Below are 23,700 nucleotides of genomic sequence, written 5' to 3' on the forward strand. Positions count from 1 at the left end.
GTGATCTTACGGAAGACGAACGCCCTCCCCGAGGCGGCACCCGGCCACGGCCGGGGCTCGTATCCTCGGCGAGGTGAACGACAGCGCCGCCACCGCGGTACCACCGGACCCCGCCCGCATCCTGGTCATCGACGACGACCTCACCGTGGGGGAGGTCGTCGCCGGCTACCTCACCCGGGCCGGCCACCACGTCGACCGGGCCACCGACGGCGACCAGGGCCTCGCGCTGGCCCGCAGCCACCGCCCCGACCTGCTGGTCCTGGACCTCATGCTCCCCGGCATCGACGGCCTGGAGATCCTGCGCAGGCTGCGCGCGACCGCGGACGGCGCGGACCTCCCGGTGGTCATGCTCACCGCCAAGGGCGACGAGGCGGACAGGATCCTCGGCCTGGAACTGGGCGCGGACGACTACGTCACCAAGCCCTTCAGTCCGCGGGAGCTCGTCCTGCGCGTGCAGTCCGTGCTGCGCCGTTCCCGTTCCGCCGCGCCCGCGACGCCGCCCCCCGGACCGCTGGCGTCCGGGGACATCACGCTCGACCCGCAGGCCCGCCGGGCCCGCCGCCGGGGGAACGAACTCACGCTGACGCTGAGGGAGTTCGACCTGCTGGCGTTCCTCCTCCGGCACCCCGGGACGGTCTTCCCCCGCCAGGAGCTGATGCAGCGGGTCTGGGGCTGGGACTTCGGCGACCTCTCCACCGTCACCGTCCACGTCCGCCGACTGCGCGAGAAGATCGAGGACGACCCGGCCGCTCCGACGCTGATCAGCACGGTCTGGGGCGTCGGCTACCGCTACGACCCCGCGACGGGCACCCGGGCGGCCGAGCCGATGCCCGGCGACCCCGCGACGGCCGACCCCGCTGCGGTCGACCCCGCTGCGGTCACCTCCGCCGCGGACGAGAAGGACGGACCGGCGTGAAGGACCTGCTGCTCATCGCCCTGTTCGCCGGGCTCGGCGCCGCCGGTGCCGGTCTGCTCGGCTGGCCCGCCGTGCGCCTGCTGCGCCGCCGTTCGATGGCGCTCTCGCTGCTCTGCGTCGCCGCCGTCACCGTCCTCGCCGTCACCTCCGGGACGTTCGCCGTCGCCCAGGCGATGTTCCTGTCCCGGCACGACCTCGGCGTGGTGATCACGGTCCTCGGCATGGCGTCCGTGGTCTCGCTGCTCACGGCAGCCCTGCTCGGACGCCAGGTCGTGGCGGGCAGCCGGGCCCTGACGGCCGCCGCCCGCACCGTCGGGAGCGACACCGGCTTCACCGCGCCGGAGCACCCCCTGGCCCGGGAACTCGCCCAGCTCAGCGCGGAACTCGCCGCCACCAGCGCCCGCCTCGCCGAGTCCCGGGCCCGGGCGCAGGCGCTGGACGCCTCGCGGCGCGAGCTGATCGCCTGGATCTCCCACGACCTGCGCACCCCGCTCGCCGGGCTCCGGGCCATGGCCGAGGCCCTGGAGGACGGCGTGGCCGACGAACCGGAGCGCTACCTCAGCCGGATCCGCACCGAGGTGGAGCGGCTCACCGGGATGGTCGACGACCTCTTCGAGCTCTCCCGCATCCAGGCCGGCGCCCTCGCCCTCTCGGTGTCCCGGGTGTCCGTCTACGACCTGGTCGACGACGCGCTGGCCGGCGCCCACCCGCTCGCCCGCCAGCGCGGCGTCCGGCTGGAGGGCCGGCAGGTCGCCGCCGAGCCGGTCGAGGTGGACAGCCGCGAGATCACCCGGGTGCTGGGCAACCTCCTCGTCAACGCGATCCGCTCGACGCCGGAGGACGGCGTGGTCGCGGTCTCGGCCCGCCGGGAGGTGGACGAGGTCGTCCTCTCGGTCACCGACGGCTGCGGGGGCATCCCGGAACAGGACCTCTCCCGGGTGTTCGAGACCGGCTGGCGCGGCAGCACCGCCCGGACCCCGCTGCGCGATCCCGGGGAGGGCGGCGACAGCGGGGCCGGGCTCGGACTGGCCATCGTCCGCGGCATCGTCGAGGCGCACGCGGGCCGCGCCCGGGTGCGCAACGTCAGCGGGGGCTGCTGCTTCGAGATCGCGCTCCCGGCGGCGCGCGGGTAGCGGCGGGCGGGCCCCGGCGGGCGGGCCCCGGCGGGCGGGCCCCGGCGGGCGGGTGGTCCCGCCCGCCGGTGGTCAGGCCCGCAGGGGCGCGGCGGCGAACTCGGCCATCCCCGCGCCGAACGGCACCCGGGCCCGCCAGCCCAGCTCCGCCCGCAGCCGGGAGGAGTCGGCGGTGATGTGCCGGACGTCCCCGAGCCGGTACTGACCGGTCACCACCGGGGCCGGGCCGCCGAAGGCATCGGCCAGCGCCCGGGCCATCTCGCCGACCGTCCGCACCTCCCCGCTGCCGACGTTGTACGCCCGCGCACTGCCCGGCGGCCGGCCGCCGAGGTCCGCCAGCGCGGCCAGGTTCGCCGCCGCGACGTCGTCGACGTGGACGAAGTCCCGGCGCTGGCCGCCGTCCTCGAACACCCGGGGGGCCTCGCCGCGGGCGAGCGCCGAGCGGAACAGCGAGGCCACCCCGGCGTACGGGGTGTCGCGCGGCATGCCCGGGCCGTAGACGTTGTGGTAGCGCAGTGCCAGGACGGACCCGCCGCAGGCGCGGGCCCAGGCGGCGGCCAGGTGCTCCTGGGCGAGCTTGGTCGCGGCGTACACGTTCCTCGGGTCCCCCGGCGCGTCCTCCGTGACCAGGCCCGGCCGGAGCGGGGCCGCGCACACCGGGCACGGCGGCTCGAACCGGCCGGCGTCGAGGTCGCCCGGTCGCCGCGGCCCGGGTGCCACGCTCCCGTGCTCCGCACACGCGTACCGGCCCTCGCCGTAGACCACCATCGACCCGGCCAGCACCAGCTGCCGCACCCCTGTGCGGGCCATCGCGGCCAGCAGCACCGCGGTGCCGAGGTCGTTGCAGCCGACGTACTCGGGCGCGTCGTCGAGGTCCAGGCCCAGGCCGACCATCGCCGCCTGGTGGCAGACCGCGTCCACCCCGGCCACGGCACCCGCCACCGCCGCGGCGTCCCGGACGTCGCCGTGCCGGAAGTCGACGCCGGCCGGCAGGTCGGGGGCCGCCCCCGAGGGGTGGACCGCGGGCAGCAGGGCGTCCAGCACGCGGACCTCGTGGCCCGCGCCGACCAGGGTCCGTACGACCGCCGAACCGATGAAACCGGCGCCGCCGGTGACCAGGATCCTCATGACCGGTGACGCTACCGGCCGGCCGGCGCGCCGGGCCGCCGCCGCGGGGCGGGGTCAGCAATCCGTAAGGTCGCCGCGGCGCCCCCGTGGTCCCGTTGCGCGCTGCGGCGGGACCACGGACGGGAGCCCGGTCGGGTGGGCGTGACGGTCAGTCGAGGGGGCCGCACAGGGCCGGTGCGGTGGCCTCCTGGGGCAGGGCGGGGTTCAGATCGCTGGGCCCGAGGACGCCGTCGTACCTGCCGTTGTGGTTGTAGTCGATGCCGTGGACCACCACGACGGCGTTGTCGGCCCGCACCTGCTGGGCGACGTCGCTGGTGAGCTGGATGGTCCGCGAGTAGTGGAAGGTGCCGGTGGCCGGGAAGCGGTCGACGGCCAGGGCGCTGGCCGGGCTGGTGTCGCCCTTGGTGGTCAGCGAGGTGCCGATCGGTCCGTAGGCGGGCAGGCCGTCGGTGGTGCTGATGGCCCGGTAGCCGTTGTGCAGGGTGGCGGCGTCGGCGGTGGGGCACTCGCCGCTGCCCTTGATGTGGATGTGCATGGCGTGCGGGGCGCCGTCGAGCAGTCCGCTGGCGTTCACGGTGATCCGGGCGGTGTCGTCGCTGTTGAGCTGGACGGTCGCGGTGCCGGCGCCGGAGACGTGGTTGTCCGGCACGGGCAGCAGGATGGCGAGGGTGAAGCGGGAGTGCTGCGGCGCCAGGAACGGCGAGGCGGCGTAGGCCGTACCGCCCTGGGCGCCGTCGTCGTCGCCCGGACCGCCGTGCGCGGCGGCCGGCAGTGCGCCGACGCCGAGCAGCACGGCGGTCAGGACGGGAGCGAGGAGTCTGGCTTTCATGGTCATCGGTCCTTGCGGAGGCGGTCGCGGCCCGTCACCCACCCGGTGCTGTGGGCCCCGGGGCCGGGCCGTGCTTCCTGTCTGGAATTCGTCCCCCGGTACCGCGGCGGATTGGTGTGATGGGCGGATCGCCCTCCGGGGCGCCCTCTCGCGGGAGCCACCCGGTCCACCGCCGGGGCGCCCCGGCGGTGCCCGTCCGGGCGGCGGACCGCGGGGTTCGCCGGGCCGGCCAATCCGGTGGGCCGTCCGCTCCGAAGAGCGGGTGTCAGCCGTTTCCGGTTCGTCCGGCGCGCCGAGCGCCGCCGTGGTCGTGGGAGGCCCGTTGTCCATCGCCCGTCCCTGGGGCCCACCGCCCGCCCGCCGTGCGGCAGGTGTCGCCGGATGAGCGCCGTCGTCCACCTGTCCGGCCCCGGACGGCCGGGGCCCGACCTGAAGGAACTGGTCGGGCTGGTCGCCCGCGGTGACCAGGACGCCTTCTCGCGGCTGTACGACGCGGTGGCCGGCCCCGTCCTGGGGCTGGTGCGAAGGGTCCTGCGCGACCCGGCGCAGTCCGAGGAGGTCGCCCAGGAGGTGCTGCTGGAGGTGTGGCGCACCGCCGCCCGCTACCGCGCCGACCGCGGCGAGGTGATGGCCTGGGTGCTGACGATCGCCCACCGGCGCGCGGTGGACCGGGTCCGGTCCGCACAGGCGGCCGCCGACCGGGACCAGCGCGCGGCCGCGGCCTCCCACACCACGGTGTTCGACGAGGTCGCCGAACAGGTCGAGGGGCGGCTGGAGCGCGAGCAGGTGCGGCGGTGCATGAGGACGCTGACCGAGTTGCAGCGGGAGGCCTTGACCCTGGCGTACTACCGCGGCTACACCTACCCGCAGGTCGCCGAGGTCCTCGGTGCGCCGCTGGGCACGATCAAGACCCGCATGCGCGACGGACTGATCCGGCTGCGCGACTGCCTGGGGGTATCCGCATGAGCGCCGCCGATCTGCACACCCTGACCGGAGCCTACGCCGCGCACGCCCTCGACCCCGCCGAGAGCGCCGAGTTCGAACGGCACCTCGACAGCTGCCCGGCCTGCGCCCAGGAGGTGGCCGAGTTCGCCGCCACCCTGGCCCGGCTCGGGGCCTCCGAGCCCGTGACGCCCCCGCCGGCCCTCAAGACGCGCGTGCTGGCCGCTCTGCCGACCGTACGGCAGGACGCTCCGCGCACCACCCCCGCCGTCCTGCCCGGGCGCCGGCACGGCCGACCCGCCCGCCGGTGGCCGGAGTTCGCGCTCGCCGCCTGCCTCGCGGTGGCCGTCGGCGCCGGCGGCGTCGCCGTCCAGCAGCACCGCCAGGCCGACCGGGCCGAGGCCCGGGCGGCCGCCCTCCAGCAGCAGCAGAACCACTTCGCCGACCTGCTCACCGCCCCGGACGCGCGCACCGTCACCGCCACCGCCTCGGGCGGGGCGGGCGTCGGCACCGTGGTGTGGTCGCAGAGCCGCGGTCAGGCCGGGTTCCTGGCCTCCGGGATGCCCGCGCCGGGCGCCGGCAGCACGTACGAGCTGTGGTTCAACGACTCCGGGACGATGCGCCCGGCCGGGCTGCTGCCCACCGGCGACGGGGCGATGGTGCTCTCCGGCCCGCTGGACGGCGCGGTCGGCGTCGGCCTCACGGTCGAGCCCGCCGGCGGCTCCGCGCACCCCACCGGGACACCGGTCATGCTGCTGCCGCTCACCTGAGGGAGCGGGACGTGCCGCCGTCCGCCTCCCGGCTCGTGGCCGGGAGGCGGACGGCGTTACCGGATCCCGTTGCCCGCCGTCGGCACCGGCGGTCGTTACCGGCCTTCGCCGACGGGCTTCGGACCGCGGCGCGGGGGCAGCGGGAGGAAGCCGCTGGTGCGGGCCGCGTAGTCGGCCCAACCGGGGCGTTCCGCGCCGAGCTGCCGCTCCAGCATCGGCTTGCCGCTGCCGAAGGCGAGCAGGTACGTCATCAGGAGCGGGCTGAGGACGAACGCCCAGCCGACCGGGGCGTCGGCGGCCAGCAGGAACAGGCCCCACCAGACGCAGGCGTCGCCGAAGTAGTTGGGGTGGCGGGTGTACCGCCACAGACCGCGGTCCATCACCCGGCCCCGGTTCGCCGGGTCGGCCTTGAACCGGGTGAGCTGGTGGTCGCCCACCGTCTCGAAGGCCAGCCCGAGCGCCCAGAGGGCGGCCCCGGCCCAGGCGAGCGCGCCGGGCGGGGAGGGCAGGTACTGGGCGGCCTGGACGGGCAGCGAGACGAACCAGACGATGGCGGCCTGCAGCAGGTAGACGATGCGCAGCGCGTACCGGGTGCGGGCCGGGCCGGCCGGGGCGCGGGAGAGCATCCGGGCGTAGCGCCGGTCCTCCGGGGCGCCCCGGGCCCGCCACCACAGGTGTGCGGACAGCCGCAGGCCCCAGACCGTGACCAGCGCGGTGGCGAGCAGCCGGCGCCCTTCGTCGCCGTGTCCGGCGGACAGCGCGTAGCCGGTCAGGGCCACCGCGGCGAAGGCCAGCCCCCAGGCGACGTCCACGCCCCGGTGGCGTCCGGTGCGCACCCCGACGGCGAAGGCCGCGAGCAGCACGGCGAGGGTGACCGCTGCGGTGACGCCGAGGTTGACCGCGAAGGCGCCGGCGTTCACCCGGCCACCTCCTCGCGGCTGAGCAGCACGTGGTGGACGTCCAGGTAGCCGGTGCGGAAACCGGCCTCGGAGTAGGCGAGGTAGAGCTCCCACATGCGGCGGAAGACCTCGTCGAAGCCGAGGCCGGCGACCTCCTCGGCCCGGGCGTGGAAGCGCTCGCGCCACAGCCGCAGCGTCTCGGCGTAGTGCGGCCCGTGGGCGTCGGCGGCCGTGACGCGCAGGGTGGTGTGCCGGGCGGCCGTCTCCCGGATCGCCTGCAGGGAGGGGATCAGGCCGCCGGGGAAGACGTACTTGAGGATCCAGGTGTAGGTGCGGCTGGACGCGAGCATCCGCTCGTGCGGCATGGTGATCGCCTGCAGGGCGGCCCGCCCGCCGGGGGCCAGGACGCGGTCGAGGGTGCGGAAGTAGTCCGGCCAGAAGGGGCGGCCGACGGCCTCGATCATCTCGACGCTGACGACGGCGTCGTACCGGCCCTCGACGGCGCGGTAGTCGCAGAGCCGGACCTCGGCGCGGTCGGCCAGCCCGGCGGCGGCGATCCGGTGGCGGGCGAGGGCCAACTGCTCCTCGGAGAGGGTGAGGCTGACGACGCGGGCGCCGCGGGCGGCGGCGCGCAGGGCGAGTTCGCCCCAGCCGGTGCCGATCTCCAGCAGCCGGGTGCCCTCGCCGACGCCGGCCAGGTCGAGCAGCCGGTCGATCTTGCGGTGCTGGGCGGCGGGCAGCTCCTCCCAGGTCGCGACCGGGCGCGGGCCGGGCCCGGTGGGGAAGAGCGCGGAGGAGTACGTCATCGTGGGGTCGAGGAAGAGCGCGAACAGCTCGTTCGAGAGGTCGTAGTGCCGGCCGATGTTGCGCCGGGCGTTGGCGCTGGTGGACAGCTCCGTCTCGGGCGGGCGCTTGACGTAGAAGCGGCGCAGCCACCGGGTGCCGCCGGGGACCAGGGTCTCCGGGGCGGCGGCCAGTGCGGTCAGCAATGCGACCAGGTCGGGGCTGTCCCAGTCGCCGGCCTGGTACGCCTCGCCGAAGCCGATCAGGCCGCTCTCGCCGACGCGGTGCAGGAAGTCCTGCGGGCGGTGCAGGCGCAGGACGGGTGCGTCGGGGGCGGCGGGCACCGTGCCTGAGGCGGTGGCGGCGTTCAGGGTGCGGCCGTCGGGGAGCTCGACGCGCACTCCGCGCCGGGCGGCGGCCCGGGCCAGCAGCCGCCCGGCGACGGCGGCACGCAGCGGCGCGTACGGGACGCGGGCGACGTCCGGCCAGCGGTCGGGGTCCACGGCGGGTGCCGGCGGGGCGCTCACGGGAGCGGTGGTGGTCATCTGCTGGGTACCTCTTCCGTGGGCGTGGCGTGCGGTGGTGCGGGGGTCTCGGGTGCCTGCCCGCCGGGCCCGGGGGCGGCGGGCGTGCTCCTGTCGGGCGTGCTCGTGCCGGCCTCGGGCCCGGCCGGGGCCGTGGACCCGTCGGCCACGGGTATCCCGGTCGGCCGGGGCGGGCCGGTGGCCGCTGGGCAGGGGTGCACGGGCAGTCCCCGTGCCCAGAGGCGGATGCCCTGGTAGCGGATATGTACACTCACCGCCCAGGTGGCGAAGGGGTGCCCGAGTGCGGCCCGGAGCAGGGCGGCGGGGCCGGCCGGGCGGCCGGTGCCGTGCACGGTGGCGGTGAACGCCCGCCCGCCGGCACGTTCGAGGTGGATGCTGAGGTCGAGCCGCTCGCCCGGCTCGGGCAGCGACATCCGGTAGTGGCCGTCGACCGGGAAGAACGGCGAGACGTGGAACTCCTTCGGCGCGACGGCCCGCCCGGCCGCGTCCGGGTGCAGCAGGTAGCGGTGCCGGCCGCCGTAGGTGTTGTGGACCTCGGCGACGGTGCACAGCGGGCGGCCCGCCTCGTCGTGGCACCAGTACACCGTGAGCGGGTTGAACACGTACCCGAGCGAGCGCGCCTGGGTGAGCATCAGCACCCGGCCGCGGCCGAGCCGGACGCCGTGCGCGGCCAGGAAGCCTTCGAGGTCCTGACGGATCGTCAACTCTCCTGAGGTGGGGTCGAGACGGTGGTCGCGTGACCGGAAGGAGGCCAGCGGGCGCAGCGCCCGGGGCACCCGGGGGAGGCGGTCCGGGTCCACCAGCCACAGGTAGCCGCGGTGCCGGAAGGCGTTGCGCAGCGGCGCGGTGCGCACGTGGGTGGTGCGGGTGTCGTAGAGGACGGCGCCCCAGGGCCCCGGCAGGGTGGTCACGGGGCTCCCACCCCCAGCAGGAATCGGGCCGCCTCGACGCCGGAGCGGCAGCCGTCCTCGTGGAAGCCCCAGCCGTGGTAGGCGCCGGCGAACGCCGTCCGGCCGGTGGCGAGTTCGGGCAGCCGGCGCTGCGCGGCCACGGAGTGCGCGGTGTACACCGGGTGCTGGTACTCCGTGCGGGAGACCACCAGGTCCTCGGGCACCGGGTGCTGGCGGTCCTCGTTGAGGGTGACCAGGTAGTCCTCGGTGGTGTCCAGGTGCAGCAGCCGGTTCAGGTGGTAGCTCACCCGCACCCGGTCGGAGGAGGCGTTGCAGTGCGGCATCCGGTAGTTCCACGAGCCGCGCGCCCAGCGGGCGGCGGGCAGGACGGCCGGGTCGCGGTGCAGCACCGTCGGGTTGCGCGAGTAGGTGAACGCGCTCAGCACCTCGAGCTCGGCGTCGGTGGGGTCGGCGAGCAGCCGCAGCGCCTGGTCCGCGTGGGTGGCGATGACCACGGCGTCGGCCCCGGTGCGGCGCCCGTCCTCGGTCACCACGGTGACGCCGTCCGGGTGGCGGCGCACGGCGCGCACGGGGGTGGAGCGGTGCACCGCGGTCAGCCTCTCGGCGATCTTCTCGACGTAGGTGCGCGAGCCGCCCACCACCGTGCGCCAGGTCGGCGAGCCCGTGACGCCCAGCATGCCGTGGTTGTGGAGGAACGCGAACAGGTAGCGCGCCGGGTAGTCGCCCGCCAGGTCGGGGGCGCAGGACCACACGGCGGAGACCACCGGGGTCATGAAGTGGCTCACGAAGTACGGCGAGAAGCCCTCGGCGGAGAGGAACTCGCCCAGGCTCGGGTCACCGGCGGCCGGGGTGGCGAGCAGCCGGCGCGCCCTCCGGTGGAAGCGCGGCACCTCGGCGAGCATCCGCAGGTAGCGGCCGCGCACCAGGCTGTCGGGCCGGGCGAGCAGGCCGGCCGGGCCGCGGGCCCCCGCGTACTCCAGGCCGCAGCCGTCGCAGCGCACGGACATGCTCATCTCGCTGTCCCGGGTGCGGACGCCGAGCTCGGCGAACAGGCGCACCAGGTGCGGGTAGGTCCGCTCGTTGTGGACCAGGAAGCCGGTGTCCAGGGACAGCGTCCGGCCGTCCGGGGCGGTCGCCTCCTGGGTGTGGGCGTGGCCGCCGAGCCGGCCGTCGGCCTCGAAGAGCTCGACCTCGGCCCCGGCCCGGGACAGCTCGTACGCCGCGGTGAGACCGGCCACGCCGGCGCCCACCACCGCCACCCGCCGGACGGGCGGGCCGCCGCGGCCGCGGGGGACGGTTCCGGTGGTGGGGGTGGTGGCGGATGTCGTCACGAAGGCCCCTGCGCTGTTCGGGGGCCGCGGTGGCGGCCCGCTCGGTCGTCTACAGCACTGGTTCGGAGCCGATCGCGTCGCGGATTGCCGGTGGGCGGGGCGGCGCGGGTTCCGGTGCGGGTGCCCCCCGGCCGCCGGCGCGCCCGGGGGGGGCGGTCCCCGGCCGGGGGCGTTGGCCGGGGACCGCGCTCGATGGCCTGACGCAGCGTCAGGAGGTGGGCATCAGAACGGTGTCGACGATGTAGACGGTGGCGTTGGCGGTCTGGACGTCGCCGCACAGCACCTTGGCGGCGGAGTTGACGGTGAAGTCGGGGGACGCGCCGGTGACGGTGACCTCGCCGGTGGCGAGCGTCTTGTGCGCGCCGGTGAGGGCGCTCGGGTCCAGGCGCTGGGGGACGACGTGGTAGGTGAGGATCTTGGTGAGCTTCTCCTTGTCCGCGAGGACGGCGTCGAGGTCCTTCTTCGGGAGCTTGGCGAAGGCGTCGTTGGTGGGCGCGAAGACGGTGATGTTCTGCGCGGAGTTGAGGGTGTCGACCAGTCCGGCCTGCTTGACGGCGGTCACCAGGGTCGACAGCAGCGGGTTGTTGGACGCGGCGGTGGCGACCGGGTCCTTGGCCATCCCGCTGAACGACCCGGCGCCGTCCTTCGGCACGGCCGAACAGGCGGTCCCGAACGGCTGCCCGGACATCGCCTGCGCCGCGCCGCCCCCGGTCATCGGCGCGGAGGAGGCCGAACCGGCGGCCGCGGCCGGGGCCGAGGAGGCGGTCGTCGCCTTGGCCGCATCGCCGGCCTTCGAGCCGTCGCCACCGCTGCTGCACGCGCTGAGGGAGGCGGCCAGCACGCCGGCGGCGAGGACGGCGGCGAAGGAGGTGCGCAGCGAAGGTGTCGTGTTCATCAGGTGAGGCTCCTGTAGCGGTCGCCGGGCGGATCCCGGACGCGGAACGTGACCGACCTGCCCGGGCCCGCGGGTGCCCGGTCGACGGCCGGCTCCCGCGGTGGTCCGGCGGATCCGGCCCGCCGTGCGGCCCGGCTCATCGGTCACGCCCCTCATTCGGCCGCCCACCGCCACCGGATGGGTGCCGATTTCCGGATCCCCCGATCGGGTGACGCCCCCCGGGCCGTCCGCCCCGGCGGCGTGCGCCGCTCCGCTGCGCGCCGGGATGTTCCCGGCCACGGGGGAACCGGACTCCGGACGGGCCCGGGGCGGTGATCCGGCGCACTTCCTGATCTTGGCGGGGTGACGGTAGCCTCCCAGCGGTACGTGTGCGCCTGAGCTCGCCCGTTCCGCGCCGGCCCGCCCGGGCCCGGTGGACCGGCGGCAGGCCGTAACCGCGCACCAGAGAGGCGATGTTTCGATGGCTGGCTCGACACCGACCAACGGTTCCCACCGGGCGGACGGACCGGGCCCGCTGCCCGCGCCCGCCGCCGAGGCGGAACTGCGGCTGCTGCTGGCCGGTCTGACGGCGGTGCGGGACGGCGACTTCAGCACCAAGCTGCCGGGTGACGCGGACGGGCTGCTCGGTGAGATCGCCACCGTGTTCAACGGCATGGTCGACCAACTGTCGCACTTCACCTCGGAAGTGACCCGGGTGGCCCGGGAGGTCGGCACCGAGGGCCGGCTCGGCGGCCAGGCGCAGGTGCCGGGCGTGTCGGGCACCTGGGAGGACCTGACCGAGTCGGTCAACGCGATGGCGGGCAACCTGACCACGCAGGTGCGGGACATCGCCCAGGTCGCCACCGCGGTGGCCAAGGGGGACCTCTCGCAGAAGATCACCGTCGACGCGCGCGGCGAGATCCTGGAGCTGAAGAACACCGTCAACACGATGGTCGACCAGCTGTCCTCGTTCTCCGGCGAGGTGACCAGGGTGGCGCGGGAGGTGGGCACCGAGGGCATCCTCGGCGGCCAGGCCGACGTCAAGGGCGTCTCGGGGACGTGGCGCGACCTGACCGACTCGGTGAACTTCATGGCCGGCAACCTGACCGGCCAGGTCCGGGCGATCGCCCAGGTCGCCACCGCCGTCGCCCGCGGTGACCTCTCCCAGAAGATCACAGTGACGGCCCGGGGCGAGATCCTGGAGCTGAAGACCACCATCAACACCATGGTCGACCAGCTGTCCTCCTTCGCCGGTGAGGTGACCAGGGTGGCCCGGGAGGTCGGCACGGAGGGCCGGCTCGGCGGCCAGGCCGACGTCCGGGACGTCTCCGGCACCTGGCGCGACCTCACCGAGTCCGTGAACGTGATGGCCGACAACCTCACCGCCCAGGTCCGTTCCATCGCCTCCGTCACCACCGCCGTCGCCGAGGGCGACCTGACCCGCAAGATCCGGGTGGACGCGCGCGGGGAGATCCTGGAGCTGAAGGAGACCATCAACACGATGGTCGACCAGCTCTCGGCCTTCGCGGACGAGGTGACCAGGGTCGCGCGGGAGGTGGGCACCGAGGGCAACCTGGGCGGCCAGGCGACGGTGCGGGGCGTCTCCGGCACCTGGAAGGACCTCACCGACAACGTCAACGTGATGGCGTCCAACCTGACCGGCCAGGTCCGCTCGATCGCCCAGGTCGCCACCGCCGTCGCCAAGGGCGACCTCTCGCAGAAGATCACGGTCGAGGCCAAGGGCGAGGTCGCCGCCCTGGCCGGGGTGATCAACACCATGGTCGACACGCTCTCCGCCTTCGCCGACGAGGTGACCAGGGTCGCCCGGGAGGTCGGCACCGAGGGCACGCTGGGCGGGCAGGCCCGGGTTGCCAACGTGGCGGGCACGTGGAAGGACCTCACCGACAGCGTCAACTTCATGGCGAACAACCTGACCAGCCAGGTCCGCAACATCGCCCAGGTCACCACCGCGGTCGCCAACGGCGACCTCACCCGCAAGATCGACGTCGACGCGCGCGGCGAGATCCTGGAACTCAAGACCACCATGAACACCATGGTCGACCAGCTGTCCGCCTTCGCTGCCGAGGTCACCCGGGTGGCCCGGGAGGTCGGCACCGAGGGCCGGCTCGGCGGGCAGGCCGAGGTCGAGGGGGTATCCGGCACCTGGAAGCGGCTCACCGAGAACGTCAACGAGCTGGCCGGCAACCTCACCCGACAGGTCCGCGCGATCGCCGAGGTCACCAGCGCCGTCGCCGCCGGCGACCTGACCCGCTCGATCACCGTGGACGCCTCCGGCGAGGTCGCCGACCTCAAGGACAACGTCAACTTCATGGTGGAGTCGCTGCGCGAGACGACCCGAGCCAACGAGGAACAGGACTGGCTGAAGACCAACCTGGCCCGGTTCTCCGCCCTGATGCAGGGCCGGCGCGACCTCGCGGTCGTCGCCGAGGCCGTCATGGACGAACTCGCCCCGCTGGTCGGCGCGCAGTGCGGCGCCTTCTACCTCGCGGAGGAGGGCGGTGACGGCACGGTGCTCCAGCTCGTCGGCTCCTACGCGTTCCCCGACGGCGAGCGCCCCACCCGCTTCCGCCTCGGTGAGTCCTTCGTCGGCCAGGCCGCCCGCAGCCGGCGCACCATCGGCGTCGACACCCTCCCGGCCGACTACCTGGTCGCCTCCTCCGGCCTCGGCCGCACCGGGACGCTCTCCCTGGTGGTGCTGCCGATCGTCGTGGAGGACCAGGTCCTCGGGGTCATCGAGCTGGCCTCCGTGCGGCCGTTCACCCAGGTCCACCGGGACTTCCTCGACCAGCTGATGGAGACCATCGGCGTCAACGTCAACTCCATCGTGGCCAACGCCCGCACCGACGAGCTGCTCGGCGAGTCCCAGCGGCTGGCGGCGGAACTCCAGGTCCGCTCCGAGGAGTTGCAGGCACGCCAGGAGGAGCTGCAGGCCTCCAACGCCGAACTCGAGGAGAAGGCCGAGCTCCTGGCCACCCAGAACCGGGACATCGAGACCAAGAACCTGGAGATCGAGCAGGCCCGGCAGGAACTCGAGGACCGGGCCCACCAGCTGTCCCTGGCCTCGAAGTACAAGTCGGAGTTCCTGGCCAACATGAGCCACGAACTGCGCACCCCGCTGAACAGCCTGCTCATCCTCGCCCAGCTGCTCGCGCAGAACCCCACCCGCAACCTCACCGCCAAGCAGGTCGAGTACGCCGGCATCATCCACTCCGCCGGCTCCGACCTCCTCCAGCTGATCAACGACATCCTCGACCTGTCCAAGGTCGAGGCCGGCAAGATGGACCTCACCGTCGAGCCCGTCCCGCTGCGCGCCCTGCTCGACTACGTCGACGCCACCTTCCGCCCGATGACCGGCCAGAAGAACCTCGCCTTCGCCGTGCACACGGCGGACGGCGTCCCCGCCGAACTCCTCACCGACGACTACCGGCTGCGCCAGGTGCTGCGCAACCTCGTCTCCAACGCCGTCAAGTTCACCGCGCAGGGCCGGGTCGAGCTGTGCATCGAGCCCGCCGAGGAGGCCGAACTGCCCGACGGCGTCCGGCCCGGCGGCCCGGTCGTCGCCTTCCGCGTCACCGACACCGGCATCGGCATCGCCCCGCAGCACCTGGAGAGCGTCTTCGGCGCCTTCCAGCAGGCGGACGGCACGACCAGCCGCAAGTACGGCGGCACCGGCCTCGGCCTGTCCATCAGCCGGGAGATCGCCTACCTGCTCGGCGGTGCGATCACCGTCCGCAGCACGGTGGGCCGGGGCAGCACCTTCACCCTCTACCTGCCCGCCGAACCCTCCGACCCGGCCGGCCCGGGCACCGTGCCGGCGGCCCGGGCCCAGGAGCCCGGCGGCGCACGGACCGTCGCGGTACCGGACGAGCCGCCGGCCGCCGCCCCCAGCAGCACGCCGCGGCGCCTCCTGGTGGTGGAGGGCCGACCGCACGGCCTGCTGCGCATGGTCGCCGAGAGCGCCCTCGCCGAGCTGGCCCGGCCCCCGCAGCACGGCGTCGGGAGCGTCGTCGAGATCGTCACGGCCGTCGGCGCGCAGGAGGCGGCCGCCACGCTGGCCGCCACCCCCTGCCACTCCGTGGTGCTGGAACTCGACATGCCGGACGGCGCGGCCCTGGACCTCCTGCGGGAGATGCACGGCGACCCGGCCCTGCAGGCGGTCCCGATCCTCGCGCACCGCAGCCGCGGCATCGCCACCGACGACGACCTCCCCGACGGCGGCGGCACCCGGACCCTGGAGGTCATCTCCAGCCTCGACGAACTGCGCGAGCGCATCGCCCTGCACATGAGCACCGACAACCCGGGGAACGTCCCCCAGCTCGCCCGGGCGGAGGGAGACTGGAGCGCCGACATCGACTCCTCGCTGACCGGCCGCACCGCGCTGGTCGTCGACGACGACGACCGCAACCTCTACGCCATCACCGGCATCCTGGAGCTGCACGGCATGCGCGTCCTGCAGGCCGAGAACGGGCGCGCCGCACTGGAGGCCCTGGCCGCGCACCCCGGGATCGACGTCATCCTGATGGACGTGATGATGCCCGAGATGGACGGGTACACCGCCACCGCCGCGATCCGCGCCATGCCCCGCCACGAGGGGCTGCCGATCATCGCCGTGACCGCCAAGGCCATGATCGGCGACCGGGAGAAGAGCCTGGCCGCAGGAGCCACCGACTACGTCACCAAGCCCGTCGACGCGGACGAACTGGTCGTCCGGATCAAGGGGCACCTCACCGCACAACCCGCGACCGCCGTGCCCGGCGCGGCGGTCCGTCCGCAGGAGGCCGTGTGAACCCGCCCCTGGAACCCGTGCCCACCGGCCCGGTCCGGGAGACCGCCGCCCCCGACGGCTTCCGGGTCGGACCCCAGCGTGACGCCGCCACCCGGGCCCCGGCCCCGGTCGGCCCGGACCACGAGCCCGGTGCGGTGAGCCGGCTGGCCGCCACCGTCGAGCGCCTGCGCGAGGAGCTCGCCCGGGCCCGCTCGGACGCCGCCGGCCGCTCCCTGGTCGAGCTCGCGGTCGGCGTCCTGGTGGAGCGGCTGCGCTGCGGCCCCACCGAGGCGTCCGTCCAGCTGACCACGCTGGCCGAGCAGGCCGGCGTGCCCGTCCTCGACGTCGCCGCCGACCTGCTCAACCAGGCCTCCGCGGACCGGATCTCCGCCATCGCCCGCACCTTCGTCGACCCCTCCGCGGACCCGGCCCCCGACCCGGCCGCGCTGCGGCTGCGCACCGCCCAGGCGAATGCGCTGGCCCCGACGGACAGCGAGTCGGCGGCCCGGTCGATGCTCGAACACGCGCTGCGCCCGCTCGGAGCGGCCGCCGTCGCGATCTGGGCCGCCCACCCCGACCAGTCGCTCTCGCTGCGCGGCAGCGCCGGCTTCGGCGCGGCCGAGGCCCGGCGCTGGCGGCACGTACCCCCGGGGGTCGTCACCCCGGCCCGCCGGGCCCTCGACGAACGCGCCGCGGTCAGCCACCCGGTGCTGGCCGACACCGCAGTGCCCTCGATCGGCCAGGAGGAGTTCACCGGGGGCAGGCTCGCCGTGCCGGCCGGCCTCGGCGGGCGCCTGATCGGTGTCCTGGAGGTGTGCTGGCACGAGCCGCTGCCGGAGCTGACCCAGTCGTTGCAGCGACAGTTCGAGGCCCTGGCGGAGCTGGCCGCCGCGACGCTGGAGACCTGGACCGACCAGGGGCCCGACACCGGCACCGGGAGCACCGAACTGGACGGCCTGCGCCAGCTCACCGCAGGGGTCTTCGACCCCTGCCTCGTCCTCCACCTGGCGCCCGACAGCGGGGAGGCGCCGCTGGAGTTCGTGGTGCGCCACGTCAACCCCGCCTTCGTCGACTTCGCCGGCCGGCCCACCAGCGCCGTCCTCGGAGCCCGGCTGCTGGAGGCCTACCCGCTGGCCGCCGAGCCCGGCGGCCTCGCCGAGAAGATCGAACACGTCTACGCCACCGGGGAGCCCTTCCGCACCACGAGCATGCGGCTCGCCGCCATGGTCGACGGCGTGCCGCTGCACACCCGGGGGCAGGTCAGCATCAGCCGGCACGGCGACCACCTGCTGGTCGTCTGGCGGCTGGAGGACGGCACCTCGCGCGTCGCCCGGCTGCTCCAGCACGCGCAGCGCCTCGGTCGGATCGGAGGCTTCGAGGAGAACCTGCACAACCGCCACATCGCCTGGAACGACACGCTGTTCGAGCTCCACGGGCTCCCGCCGACCGCCCGGCCCATCCCGCTGGAACACCTCGGCGAGCACGCCCACCCCGACGACCGGGACGCGATCGACCGCTTCCTGCGCACCGTCCTGCACCACCAGCGGCCCGCCTCCACCGCCTTCCGGCTCCAGCGCCCGGACGGCGTCACCCGCCACATCCGGGTGGTCGCCGAGCCCGTGGACCAGCCCGAGAGCGGCCTGCGGATCGTCCGGGGCGCCTACCAGGACATCTCCGCCCAGCACTGGACGGAGGTCGCGCTCGCCGCCACCCGCGACCAGCTCGCCCAGAGCGAGCAGCAGGCCGCCGAGCGCAGCCGCCTCGCCCTCCAGCTGCAGCACGCCATCATGCCGCCCGCCCGCGGGCCGCTCGACCTGCCGGACCTGCGCGTCGCCGTGCGCTACCGCCCGGCGGAGAAGGACCACCTCGTCGGCGGCGACTGGTACGACGCCCTCACCCTGCCGTCCGGGGACGTCCTGCTGTGCGTCGGCGACGTCGCCGGTCACGGGATCGAGGCCGCCACCGGCATGGTCGCGCTGCGCAACGCCCTGCGCGGCCTCGCCGCCACCGGCGCGGGGCCCGGCCAACTGCTGAGCTGGCTCAACAGCGTCACCCACCACCTGACCGACAACGTCACCGCCACCGCCGTCTGCGGGCTCTACGAACCGGCGACCCGCCGGCTGCGCTGGGCCCGCGCCGGCCACCTGCCGCCGGTCCTGCTGCGCGCGGGCCGGGCCGGGACCCTCCCGCAGATCGGCGGCCTGCTCCTCGGCGTGCTCGACCACGCCGACTACGAGGAACAGGAGATCCGGCTCGAACCGGGCGACACCCTGGTGATGTTCACCGACGGGCTGATCGAGCGGCGGGACCAGTCGGTGCACGCCTCCCTCGACAACCTGCTCGCCCTGACCGAGAAGGCGTCCCGGACGGCCCCGGACGGCCGGGTGGACCTGGAGGCCGCCCTGGACCACCTGCTGCGCTACAGCGCGGCGGACACCGACGACGACACCTGCCTGATCGGCGTCTCGGTGGGCGAGGCGCCGGCGGACGGCGCGGGCGGCGGCGCGGCCGGTGCCTGAGCGGCCGCCGGCGCGCTGACCGGCCCGGGCGGACGACCCCGCATGCACCGCCCGCGGCGGGGAAGCCGATCGGGGGAGAACGCGTCGAGCCGAAGGGACAGCCACCCATGAACCCCAGCCGGGAAGCCCTCGGCGCCCAGCCGGTCCCGGTCCGTGCGGGCCTCGCGCCCCTGCCGGCCGGCGGGCAGCGGCGGCGCCTGCCCCTGGTCGGACTGCCCAGGCCGGTGTCCCGCGCCCGGGCGTTCACCGTCGACGCGCTCGCCGACTGGTCCTGGCCCGATCCCGGGCGTGCGGGCGACGTCGTCCTGCTGGTCGCCGAACTCGTCGCCAACGCCGCGCTGCACGCCGGGGGAGCCCTCGAACTGGTCCTGCACACCTCCGCCACCCGCCTGCGGGTCGAGGTCAGCGACCGGTCCCGGGTGGTGCCGGTGCCCCGGGAGCCCCACCGGCCCGCCTCGCCCGGCGGCCACGGCCTGATCGTCGTCCGGCGCGCCGCCGACCGCTGGGGCACGGCCCTGCACCACCACGGCAAGACCGTCTGGGCCGAGGTCGACGTCTGAGGCACCGCCCACCTGCCTGCCCGGGGTACCGTTCACCCCTTTTGCCCGGGGTGCTGTCCGCCCGGCGCGGACATGACCGCGGCCGTCCCGGGCACCCGTCCGGACATGGGTACACACCAGGAGACCGAACGGAAGTACGACGGGGCCGCGCTCCCCGGGCGGCTCGACCGGGTGAAGGGCGTCGCGGCCGCGCGGAGCACCGACCCCGAGGAACTCGACGCCGTCTACTACGACACCCAGGACCTGCGCCTGCTGCGGCGCCGGATCACCCTGCGCCGCCGAACCGGCGGCGAGGACGCCGGCTGGCACCTCAAGCTCCCGCGCGGCGGCGACGTCCGCGAGGAGTTCCGGCTGCCGTTGACGGCGGGCCCGCCGAACGGCGTCCCGGCCGAGCTCGCCCGGCTGGTCGCCGCCTTCACCCGCCGCGCCCCGGTCCGCCCGGTGGCCCGACTGCGCACCCGCCGCGCCGCGCAGGCCCTGGTGGACGACCGGGGGAGCACGCTCGCCCAGGTGACCGAGGACCAGGTCACCGTGCAGCTCCTGGACGCCGAACGCCTCCCCGCCGCACGGCTCCCCTCCGCGCCGGCGGACGGGGCACCGGCGGGGGCGGCGGACGGGGCCGGCACCGAGGCCCGCGGGTGGACCGAGTTCGAGGTCGAACTCGTCGACGGCGCCCCCGCCCTGCTGGACCGCGTCGAGGAGCTGCTCACCGAGGCGGGCCTCGCCCGGTCCTCCTCGCCCTCCAAGCTGTCCCGCGCCCTCGGGGAGCCCGCACCGCCCGAGGCCCGGCCGGACGGCCCGGAGCAGGCGGAAGGGACGGCCGGTGCCCTCGTCATGGACGCCTTCCGGGCACGGCTGGAAACGCTCCTCCACCTCGACCCGGCCGTCCGCTGCGGCGAGGAGGACTCCGTGCACCGCATGCGGGTCACCGCGCGCCGGCTGCGCAGCCTGCTCAAGGCCCACCGGCGGCTGTTCGACCGCGACCGCGCCGACCCGCTGACCGACCGACTGCGCCGGCTCACCCGGCTGCTGGGCCAGGCCCGGGACCAGGAGGTGCTCGGCGCGGAACTGGTCGACGGGTTGGACGCCGTACCCGCGCCGCTGCGCCCGGACGCCCTGCGCGGGCGGCTCACCGAACGCTACGCCCGCGGTTACCGGACGGCCTGGCAGCGGGCCGTCGCCGAACTCGACGGCCCCCGCTACTTCGCCCTCCTGGACGACCTCGACGCCTTCGCCGCCGACCCGCCCCTGCGCGGACGGGCCGGCCGCCCGGCGAGCGCCCACCTGTCCCGCGTCCTGCGGCACGAGCAGCGCCGGACGGTGCGGCGCCTCGACGAGGCCCTGCGCCTCGACCCGGGCCCGCGACGGGACGAGCTGCTGCACCGCGCCCGCAAGGCCGCCAAGCGCGCCCGGTACGCCGCGGACGACGTCCAGTCGCAGGTGCCGCACCGGACGGCGAAGCGCGCGGCGAAGTTCGGCGCCGCGATGAAGAAGCTGCACAAGGTCCTCGGCACCCACCAGGACAGTGTGGTGGCCCGGCAGGAACTGATCGCCCTGCAGGGCGAGGACACCGCCGCGGGGCGATCGGACGCCTTCGCCTACGGCGTCCTCCACGAGCGGTGGCGGCACACCGCCGACACCGCACAGCGGCGGCTGCCGGAGCTCCGGCACCGGGCCTCCCGTCGCCGGCTCACCCGACTGCCCTGACCGGGCCCGGCGTGGTGGCCCGTGGGGGCGCGGCCACCCCGACGGTCGCCCCTTCGGTCACCACGGCGGCAGGTGGCGGGCCAGCAGGGCCGGCTGGGGGCTGCCGAGGGTGCTGAAGAGCACCGTGGTGCCGAGCGCGTCCACCGCGGGTGAGCGGGAGGCGGAGGGCAGTTGGCCGCCGTCGGGGGTGGTGCTGACGCGCTCGACGCGGCCGGTCCACAGGTCGCGGCGGAAGACGTCGGAGGCGCCGTTGGTGTCGCCGGGGACGAGGGTGTCGGAGTCGGAGGCGAAGTAGACCCAGCGGTCGTCCGCGGACATCACGGCGGTCAGGGCGTCGGCCGCCGCCACCGTCGTCACGGTGCCCTCCCGCAGGTCCCGGGCGTAGAGCCGGACGCGGACGGCGTCCTGTTCGCGGTCGAAGACCCGGAAGAGCGCGTAGCGGCCGTCGGGGCTGAGCCGGGCGTCCCTGGCCGCGTCGCGCAGGGTGCCGGAGGCGTCGATGCTGGCGCCCTGGATCCGGCCGGTGCGCACGTCGTAGGTGTAGAGCGGGAAGAGCTGCCGGGCCGGTGGGGGCTTGGTGGTGGTGCGCGCCGCCGTGGTGGTGGCGGGCAGCAGGTTCGTCGCCTTGGACCGGAAGGCGACGGTGAGGCCGTCCGTGCTGATCGAGGGCTCGACCGAGTCGCCGTCGGCGGGGGTCCGGTCGCGGCCGGTGCTGACCAGGCGGGTGGTCGCGGTGCGGCGATCGGTCAGGTGGACGTTCTGGACGCCGGGGCGGGCGCCGGGGGCGAGGTCGGTGCGGTCCGAGGTGTAGGCGACGTGCCGTCCGTCGGCGCTGATGGCCGGGGCCTGGGAGTTCCCGCTGCCGTCGCCGGGGGTGACCGGCTCGGTGCGGCCCGTCCGGCGGTCGCGCACGTAGACGTCGAAGCGGCCGCCGCCCTGCTGCCCCGGGACGACGCCGGCGGCGTCGGTGCTGAAGGCCACGTACCGCCCGTCGGCGCTGATCGCCGCCTGGTTGGTCGAGCCGTTCAGCTGCGAGCCGTCGTCCGCGACGCTGACGCGCTCGGTGCGGCCGGTCCACAGGTCGCGGACGAACACGTCGTACAGGCGGTTGGTGTCGCCGGGCACCAGATTGGACGCCAGGGAGGTGAAGAGCGCGTAGCGTCCGTCGGCGCTCAGGCCGAGCGGTTCCGACCAGTCGTCGGCCGGTGTGCCGTCAGGGGCGGTGTTCACGGTGACGGTGTCCCCCCGGAGCGGGGCGGCCTGGGCCGGGACGTGGCACACGGCGGTGGCCAGCAGGGCGGCCGCCAGCAGGCCGCCCGTCCTCGGCGCCCACCGGCGGCCGGTCACCGGACGGGCCCTCATGGAATGCTGCTTCACCCGGGATGTCCTCCCCTTCGCTCGGGCCGGCCGCCCTGCGCCCCCGTCGGCCGGCTGGAGGTGAGCCAACCCGTCCGTCCGTGTACGGGTCAACAGGGCGGGCCCGCGGTGCGGTGCGATCGCGCCACGCTCCGGCCTGCGGCGGGGGCGCCCGGCCGGCACGTCGGCGGACGCCACCGCCGGTCCGGGCGGTCCCCGGCGGGCGTTCAGGTTTGGCCGGAGCGAGGGGCGGTACACGCGGGGGATGGCAGGGCTGCAGTAGACGGGCTCCGCCTCCCGGGACGGCCCCGGTCCGACCGCCGGACCAGCGGGTCGCCCCTCCGACAACCGTCCCCGCACCCATCGGAGGGCACCGTGATCGTCCTCGGCGTCATTCTGCTCATCGTCGGCTTCGTCACCGGGATCTCGTTCCTGTGGACCATCGGCGTCATCCTCCTGGTCATCGGCCTCATCCTCATGGTCGCCGGAGCCCTCGGGCACGCCGTCGGCGGACGCCGTCACTACTACTGATCCGTCCAGGCCACATGCCGCGTCCGGCCGCCCCTCCCCGGGGCGGCCGGACGGGCGTTCAGCGGACGGGGCCCCGCGGGTGGCATGGACGCGGCGGACCGGGTTAGACGAACGGGCGGAAACCGACCGCTCCCCGGAAAGGACCCTCCCGTGACCGACCTGACCCGTCTTCCCGGAGCGCAGGAGCACCACTGGAACTGGCAGTTGGACGGTGCCTGCCGCGCCGCGGACAGCAGCATCTTCTTCCACCCCGCCAACGAGCGCGGCGTCGCCGCGACGGCGCGCGAGCGGGCGGCCAAGGCGGTCTGCGCCCGCTGCCCCGTCCGGGCCGAGTGCCGCCGGCACGCCCTCGCCACCCGTGAGCGCTACGGCGTCTGGGGCGGCCTGACCGAGGACGAACGCCGGGCGCTGCTGTCGGGCGCCCCCTCGGCTGCCTCGGCCGCGTGAACGGAGGCCGCGGCGGCGTCCGCGTCCGGCCCGAGGGGGCGGCGCGTTTGGCCCCGAAGCGCCGGGGGAGACGCCCGGTCGAAGAGGGGAGGCCGCCGAGGAGCCGAGGAGGAGACGCGCGATGTCGAACGACGCCATCGTCCTGCTACGAGAGGACCACAAGGAGGCCCGCCGCCTGTTCCGCGAGTACCGCAGCCTCGCCGACGCCGACGGCGACGGGGACCGCGACGGCCAGGACGGCCACGGCAACGACCGGGCGAGGCGCGAGGCTGTCGAACGGATCGTCGAGGCGCTGACCGTCCACACCTACCTGGAGGACGAGCTGGTCTACCCCCGGATCCGCCGGGAGGTGCCCGGACTGGCCGAGGAGATGGACCGCGCCAAGGAGGAGCACCACGTCGCCGACCTGCTCTGCGAGGAGCTCAGCCGGATGACGCCCGACGACGACGGCTACGACGCCAAGGCGGCCGTCCTGATCGAGGCCGTCGAACGGCACATCGCCCAGGAGGAGGACGACTGGTTCCCGAAGGTCCGGGCCGCGATCGGCCGCAACGAGCTCCGGGAGATCGGCGAGCGGATGCAGGCCGTGCGCGAGACCGCGCCGCGCCGCCCGCCCGGCGGGGGCATGCTGCACCGCATCGCCGACGCCCTGGAGGACTGACGCCCCGGACGACTGGCCCGGGCCCGCGCACCGAACCGGGCCCGGACGCCGTGGAGCAGCCCCCGGGCCGCG

The 23,700-nt window shown here is 75.3% G+C and carries 18 protein-coding genes and 1 pseudogene; 11 read left to right on the forward strand and 8 right to left on the reverse strand.

Annotation, left to right across the window (positions count from 1 at the left end):
- Positions 1 to 73 precede the first annotated feature (73 nt).
- A complete protein-coding gene (locus ACFYUY_RS22820) occupies positions 74 to 916 on the forward strand; it encodes a response regulator transcription factor (protein WP_387902977.1) in 843 nt (280 codons plus the stop codon).
- Complete coding sequence (locus ACFYUY_RS22825) at positions 913 to 2,049, forward strand: HAMP domain-containing sensor histidine kinase (RefSeq protein ID WP_360221149.1); 1,137 nt, start codon at positions 913 to 915, stop codon at positions 2,047 to 2,049. The genes ACFYUY_RS22820 and ACFYUY_RS22825 overlap by 4 nt, the downstream gene beginning before the upstream one ends.
- A gap of 72 nt (positions 2,050 to 2,121) precedes the next feature.
- On the opposite strand, the gene ACFYUY_RS22830 is transcribed toward ACFYUY_RS22825, so the two are convergent.
- Both ACFYUY_RS22830 and ACFYUY_RS22835 read right to left on the reverse strand, forming a co-directional pair.
- On the reverse strand, positions 2,122 to 3,177 hold the full coding sequence (locus ACFYUY_RS22830; RefSeq protein WP_387902980.1) for an NAD-dependent epimerase/dehydratase family protein: 1,056 nt from the start codon (positions 3,175 to 3,177) through the stop codon (positions 2,122 to 2,124).
- A 148-nt stretch (positions 3,178 to 3,325) separates the two neighbouring features.
- A complete protein-coding gene (locus tag ACFYUY_RS22835) occupies positions 3,326 to 4,006 on the reverse strand; it encodes a hypothetical protein (RefSeq protein WP_360221155.1) in 681 nt (226 codons plus the stop codon).
- Between the two features lie 381 nt (positions 4,007 to 4,387).
- Between ACFYUY_RS22835 and ACFYUY_RS22840 the strand changes: the two genes are divergently transcribed.
- Entirely contained in the window at positions 4,388 to 4,972 is a 585-nt protein-coding gene (locus ACFYUY_RS22840; protein ID WP_360221158.1) for a sigma-70 family RNA polymerase sigma factor, read from the forward strand.
- A complete protein-coding gene (locus tag ACFYUY_RS22845; RefSeq protein WP_360221160.1) occupies positions 4,969 to 5,718 on the forward strand; it encodes an anti-sigma factor in 750 nt (249 codons plus the stop codon). The genes ACFYUY_RS22840 and ACFYUY_RS22845 overlap by 4 nt, the downstream gene beginning before the upstream one ends.
- 95 nt (positions 5,719 to 5,813) lie before the next feature.
- Here ACFYUY_RS22845 and ACFYUY_RS22850 read toward each other — a convergent pair whose 3' ends face one another.
- The 5 genes and pseudogenes from ACFYUY_RS22850 to ACFYUY_RS22870 form a co-directional block, all read right to left on the reverse strand.
- Positions 5,814 to 6,638 carry a DUF1295 domain-containing protein gene (locus ACFYUY_RS22850; RefSeq protein WP_387902985.1) on the reverse strand — a complete coding sequence of 275 codons (825 nt, stop codon included), beginning with the start codon at positions 6,636 to 6,638 and terminating at the stop codon, positions 5,814 to 5,816.
- A complete protein-coding gene (locus tag ACFYUY_RS22855) occupies positions 6,635 to 7,945 on the reverse strand; it encodes a class I SAM-dependent methyltransferase (RefSeq protein WP_387902988.1) in 1,311 nt (436 codons plus the stop codon). The genes ACFYUY_RS22850 and ACFYUY_RS22855 overlap by 4 nt, the downstream gene beginning before the upstream one ends.
- A 185-nt stretch (positions 7,946 to 8,130) precedes the next feature.
- Positions 8,131 to 8,847, reverse strand: a pseudogene (locus tag ACFYUY_RS22860) (DUF1365 domain-containing protein); the annotation flags it as partial.
- Positions 8,848 to 8,852: 5 nt separating this feature from the next.
- The gene (locus ACFYUY_RS22865) at positions 8,853 to 10,115 is read right to left on the reverse strand and encodes an NAD(P)/FAD-dependent oxidoreductase (protein WP_387903132.1); all 1,263 of its coding nucleotides are present in this window, start codon (positions 10,113 to 10,115) and stop codon (positions 8,853 to 8,855) included.
- A gap of 280 nt (positions 10,116 to 10,395) precedes the next feature.
- Positions 10,396 to 11,082: a fasciclin domain-containing protein gene (locus ACFYUY_RS22870; protein WP_387902991.1), complete on the reverse strand. Its 687-nt coding sequence runs from the start codon at positions 11,080 to 11,082 to the stop codon at positions 10,396 to 10,398.
- Between the two features lie 460 nt (positions 11,083 to 11,542).
- On the opposite strand from ACFYUY_RS22870, the gene ACFYUY_RS22875 reads away from it, so the two are divergent.
- The 4 genes from ACFYUY_RS22875 (at position 11,543) to ACFYUY_RS22890 (ending at position 20,633) form a co-directional block, all read left to right on the forward strand.
- The gene (locus ACFYUY_RS22875) at positions 11,543 to 15,868 is read left to right on the forward strand and encodes a HAMP domain-containing protein (RefSeq protein WP_387902994.1); all 4,326 of its coding nucleotides are present in this window, start codon (positions 11,543 to 11,545) and stop codon (positions 15,866 to 15,868) included.
- A complete protein-coding gene (locus ACFYUY_RS22880; RefSeq protein WP_387902997.1) occupies positions 15,865 to 18,366 on the forward strand; it encodes a SpoIIE family protein phosphatase in 2,502 nt (833 codons plus the stop codon). The genes ACFYUY_RS22875 and ACFYUY_RS22880 overlap by 4 nt, the downstream gene beginning before the upstream one ends.
- Positions 18,367 to 18,473: 107 nt before the next feature.
- A complete protein-coding gene (locus ACFYUY_RS22885; RefSeq protein WP_387903000.1) occupies positions 18,474 to 18,926 on the forward strand; it encodes an ATP-binding protein in 453 nt (150 codons plus the stop codon).
- Positions 18,927 to 19,031: 105 nt separating this feature from the next.
- Positions 19,032 to 20,633, forward strand: a complete 1,602-nt coding sequence (locus ACFYUY_RS22890) for a CHAD domain-containing protein (protein WP_387903003.1) — start codon at positions 19,032 to 19,034, stop codon at positions 20,631 to 20,633.
- Between the two features lie 57 nt (positions 20,634 to 20,690).
- Here ACFYUY_RS22890 and ACFYUY_RS22895 read toward each other — a convergent pair whose 3' ends face one another.
- The gene (locus ACFYUY_RS22895; protein ID WP_387903006.1) at positions 20,691 to 21,995 is read right to left on the reverse strand and encodes a hypothetical protein; all 1,305 of its coding nucleotides are present in this window, start codon (positions 21,993 to 21,995) and stop codon (positions 20,691 to 20,693) included.
- A 369-nt stretch (positions 21,996 to 22,364) separates the two neighbouring features.
- On the opposite strand from ACFYUY_RS22895, the gene ACFYUY_RS22900 reads away from it, so the two are divergent.
- The 3 genes from ACFYUY_RS22900 (at position 22,365) to ACFYUY_RS22910 (ending at position 23,628) form a co-directional block, all read left to right on the forward strand.
- Positions 22,365 to 22,520, forward strand: coding sequence for a DUF6131 family protein (locus ACFYUY_RS22900; RefSeq protein WP_360219279.1), 156 nt, complete (start codon positions 22,365 to 22,367; stop codon positions 22,518 to 22,520).
- Between the two features lie 150 nt (positions 22,521 to 22,670).
- Positions 22,671 to 22,967 (forward strand): WhiB family transcriptional regulator, encoded by a 297-nt coding sequence (locus ACFYUY_RS22905; protein WP_360219276.1) that lies wholly within the window; start codon positions 22,671 to 22,673, stop codon positions 22,965 to 22,967.
- A gap of 121 nt (positions 22,968 to 23,088) precedes the next feature.
- The gene (locus ACFYUY_RS22910) at positions 23,089 to 23,628 is read left to right on the forward strand and encodes a hemerythrin domain-containing protein (RefSeq protein WP_387903010.1); all 540 of its coding nucleotides are present in this window, start codon (positions 23,089 to 23,091) and stop codon (positions 23,626 to 23,628) included.
- The last annotated feature ends 72 nt before the right edge of the window (positions 23,629 to 23,700 follow it).

Origin of the sequence: Kitasatospora sp. NPDC004745, from assembly GCF_042873275.1 — a bacterium.
GTDB lineage: Bacteria > Actinomycetota > Actinomycetes > Streptomycetales > Streptomycetaceae > Kitasatospora.

Bases quoted from the DNA above. Each gene is read 5' to 3' on its own strand.
- ACFYUY_RS22840 (WP_360221158.1), top strand. From the start codon at position 4,388: ATGAGCGCCGTCGTCCACCTGTCCGGCCCCGGACGGCCGGGGCCCGAC.
- ACFYUY_RS22845 (WP_360221160.1), top strand. From the start codon at position 4,969: ATGAGCGCCGCCGATCTGCACACCCTGACCGGAGCCTACGCCGCGCAC.
- ACFYUY_RS22835 (WP_360221155.1), bottom strand. From the start codon at position 4,006: ATGAAAGCCAGACTCCTCGCTCCCGTCCTGACCGCCGTGCTGCTCGGC.
- ACFYUY_RS22895 (WP_387903006.1), bottom strand. From the start codon at position 21,995: ATGAGGGCCCGTCCGGTGACCGGCCGCCGGTGGGCGCCGAGGACGGGC.
- ACFYUY_RS22890 (WP_387903003.1), top strand. From the start codon at position 19,032: ATGGGTACACACCAGGAGACCGAACGGAAGTACGACGGGGCCGCGCTC.
- ACFYUY_RS22875 (WP_387902994.1), top strand. From the start codon at position 11,543: ATGGCTGGCTCGACACCGACCAACGGTTCCCACCGGGCGGACGGACCG.
- ACFYUY_RS22870 (WP_387902991.1), bottom strand. From the start codon at position 11,082: ATGAACACGACACCTTCGCTGCGCACCTCCTTCGCCGCCGTCCTCGCC.
- ACFYUY_RS22855 (WP_387902988.1), bottom strand. From the start codon at position 7,945: ATGACCACCACCGCTCCCGTGAGCGCCCCGCCGGCACCCGCCGTGGAC.
- ACFYUY_RS22885 (WP_387903000.1), top strand. From the start codon at position 18,474: ATGAACCCCAGCCGGGAAGCCCTCGGCGCCCAGCCGGTCCCGGTCCGT.
- ACFYUY_RS22910 (WP_387903010.1), top strand. From the start codon at position 23,089: ATGTCGAACGACGCCATCGTCCTGCTACGAGAGGACCACAAGGAGGCC.
- ACFYUY_RS22830 (WP_387902980.1), bottom strand. From the start codon at position 3,177: ATGAGGATCCTGGTCACCGGCGGCGCCGGTTTCATCGGTTCGGCGGTC.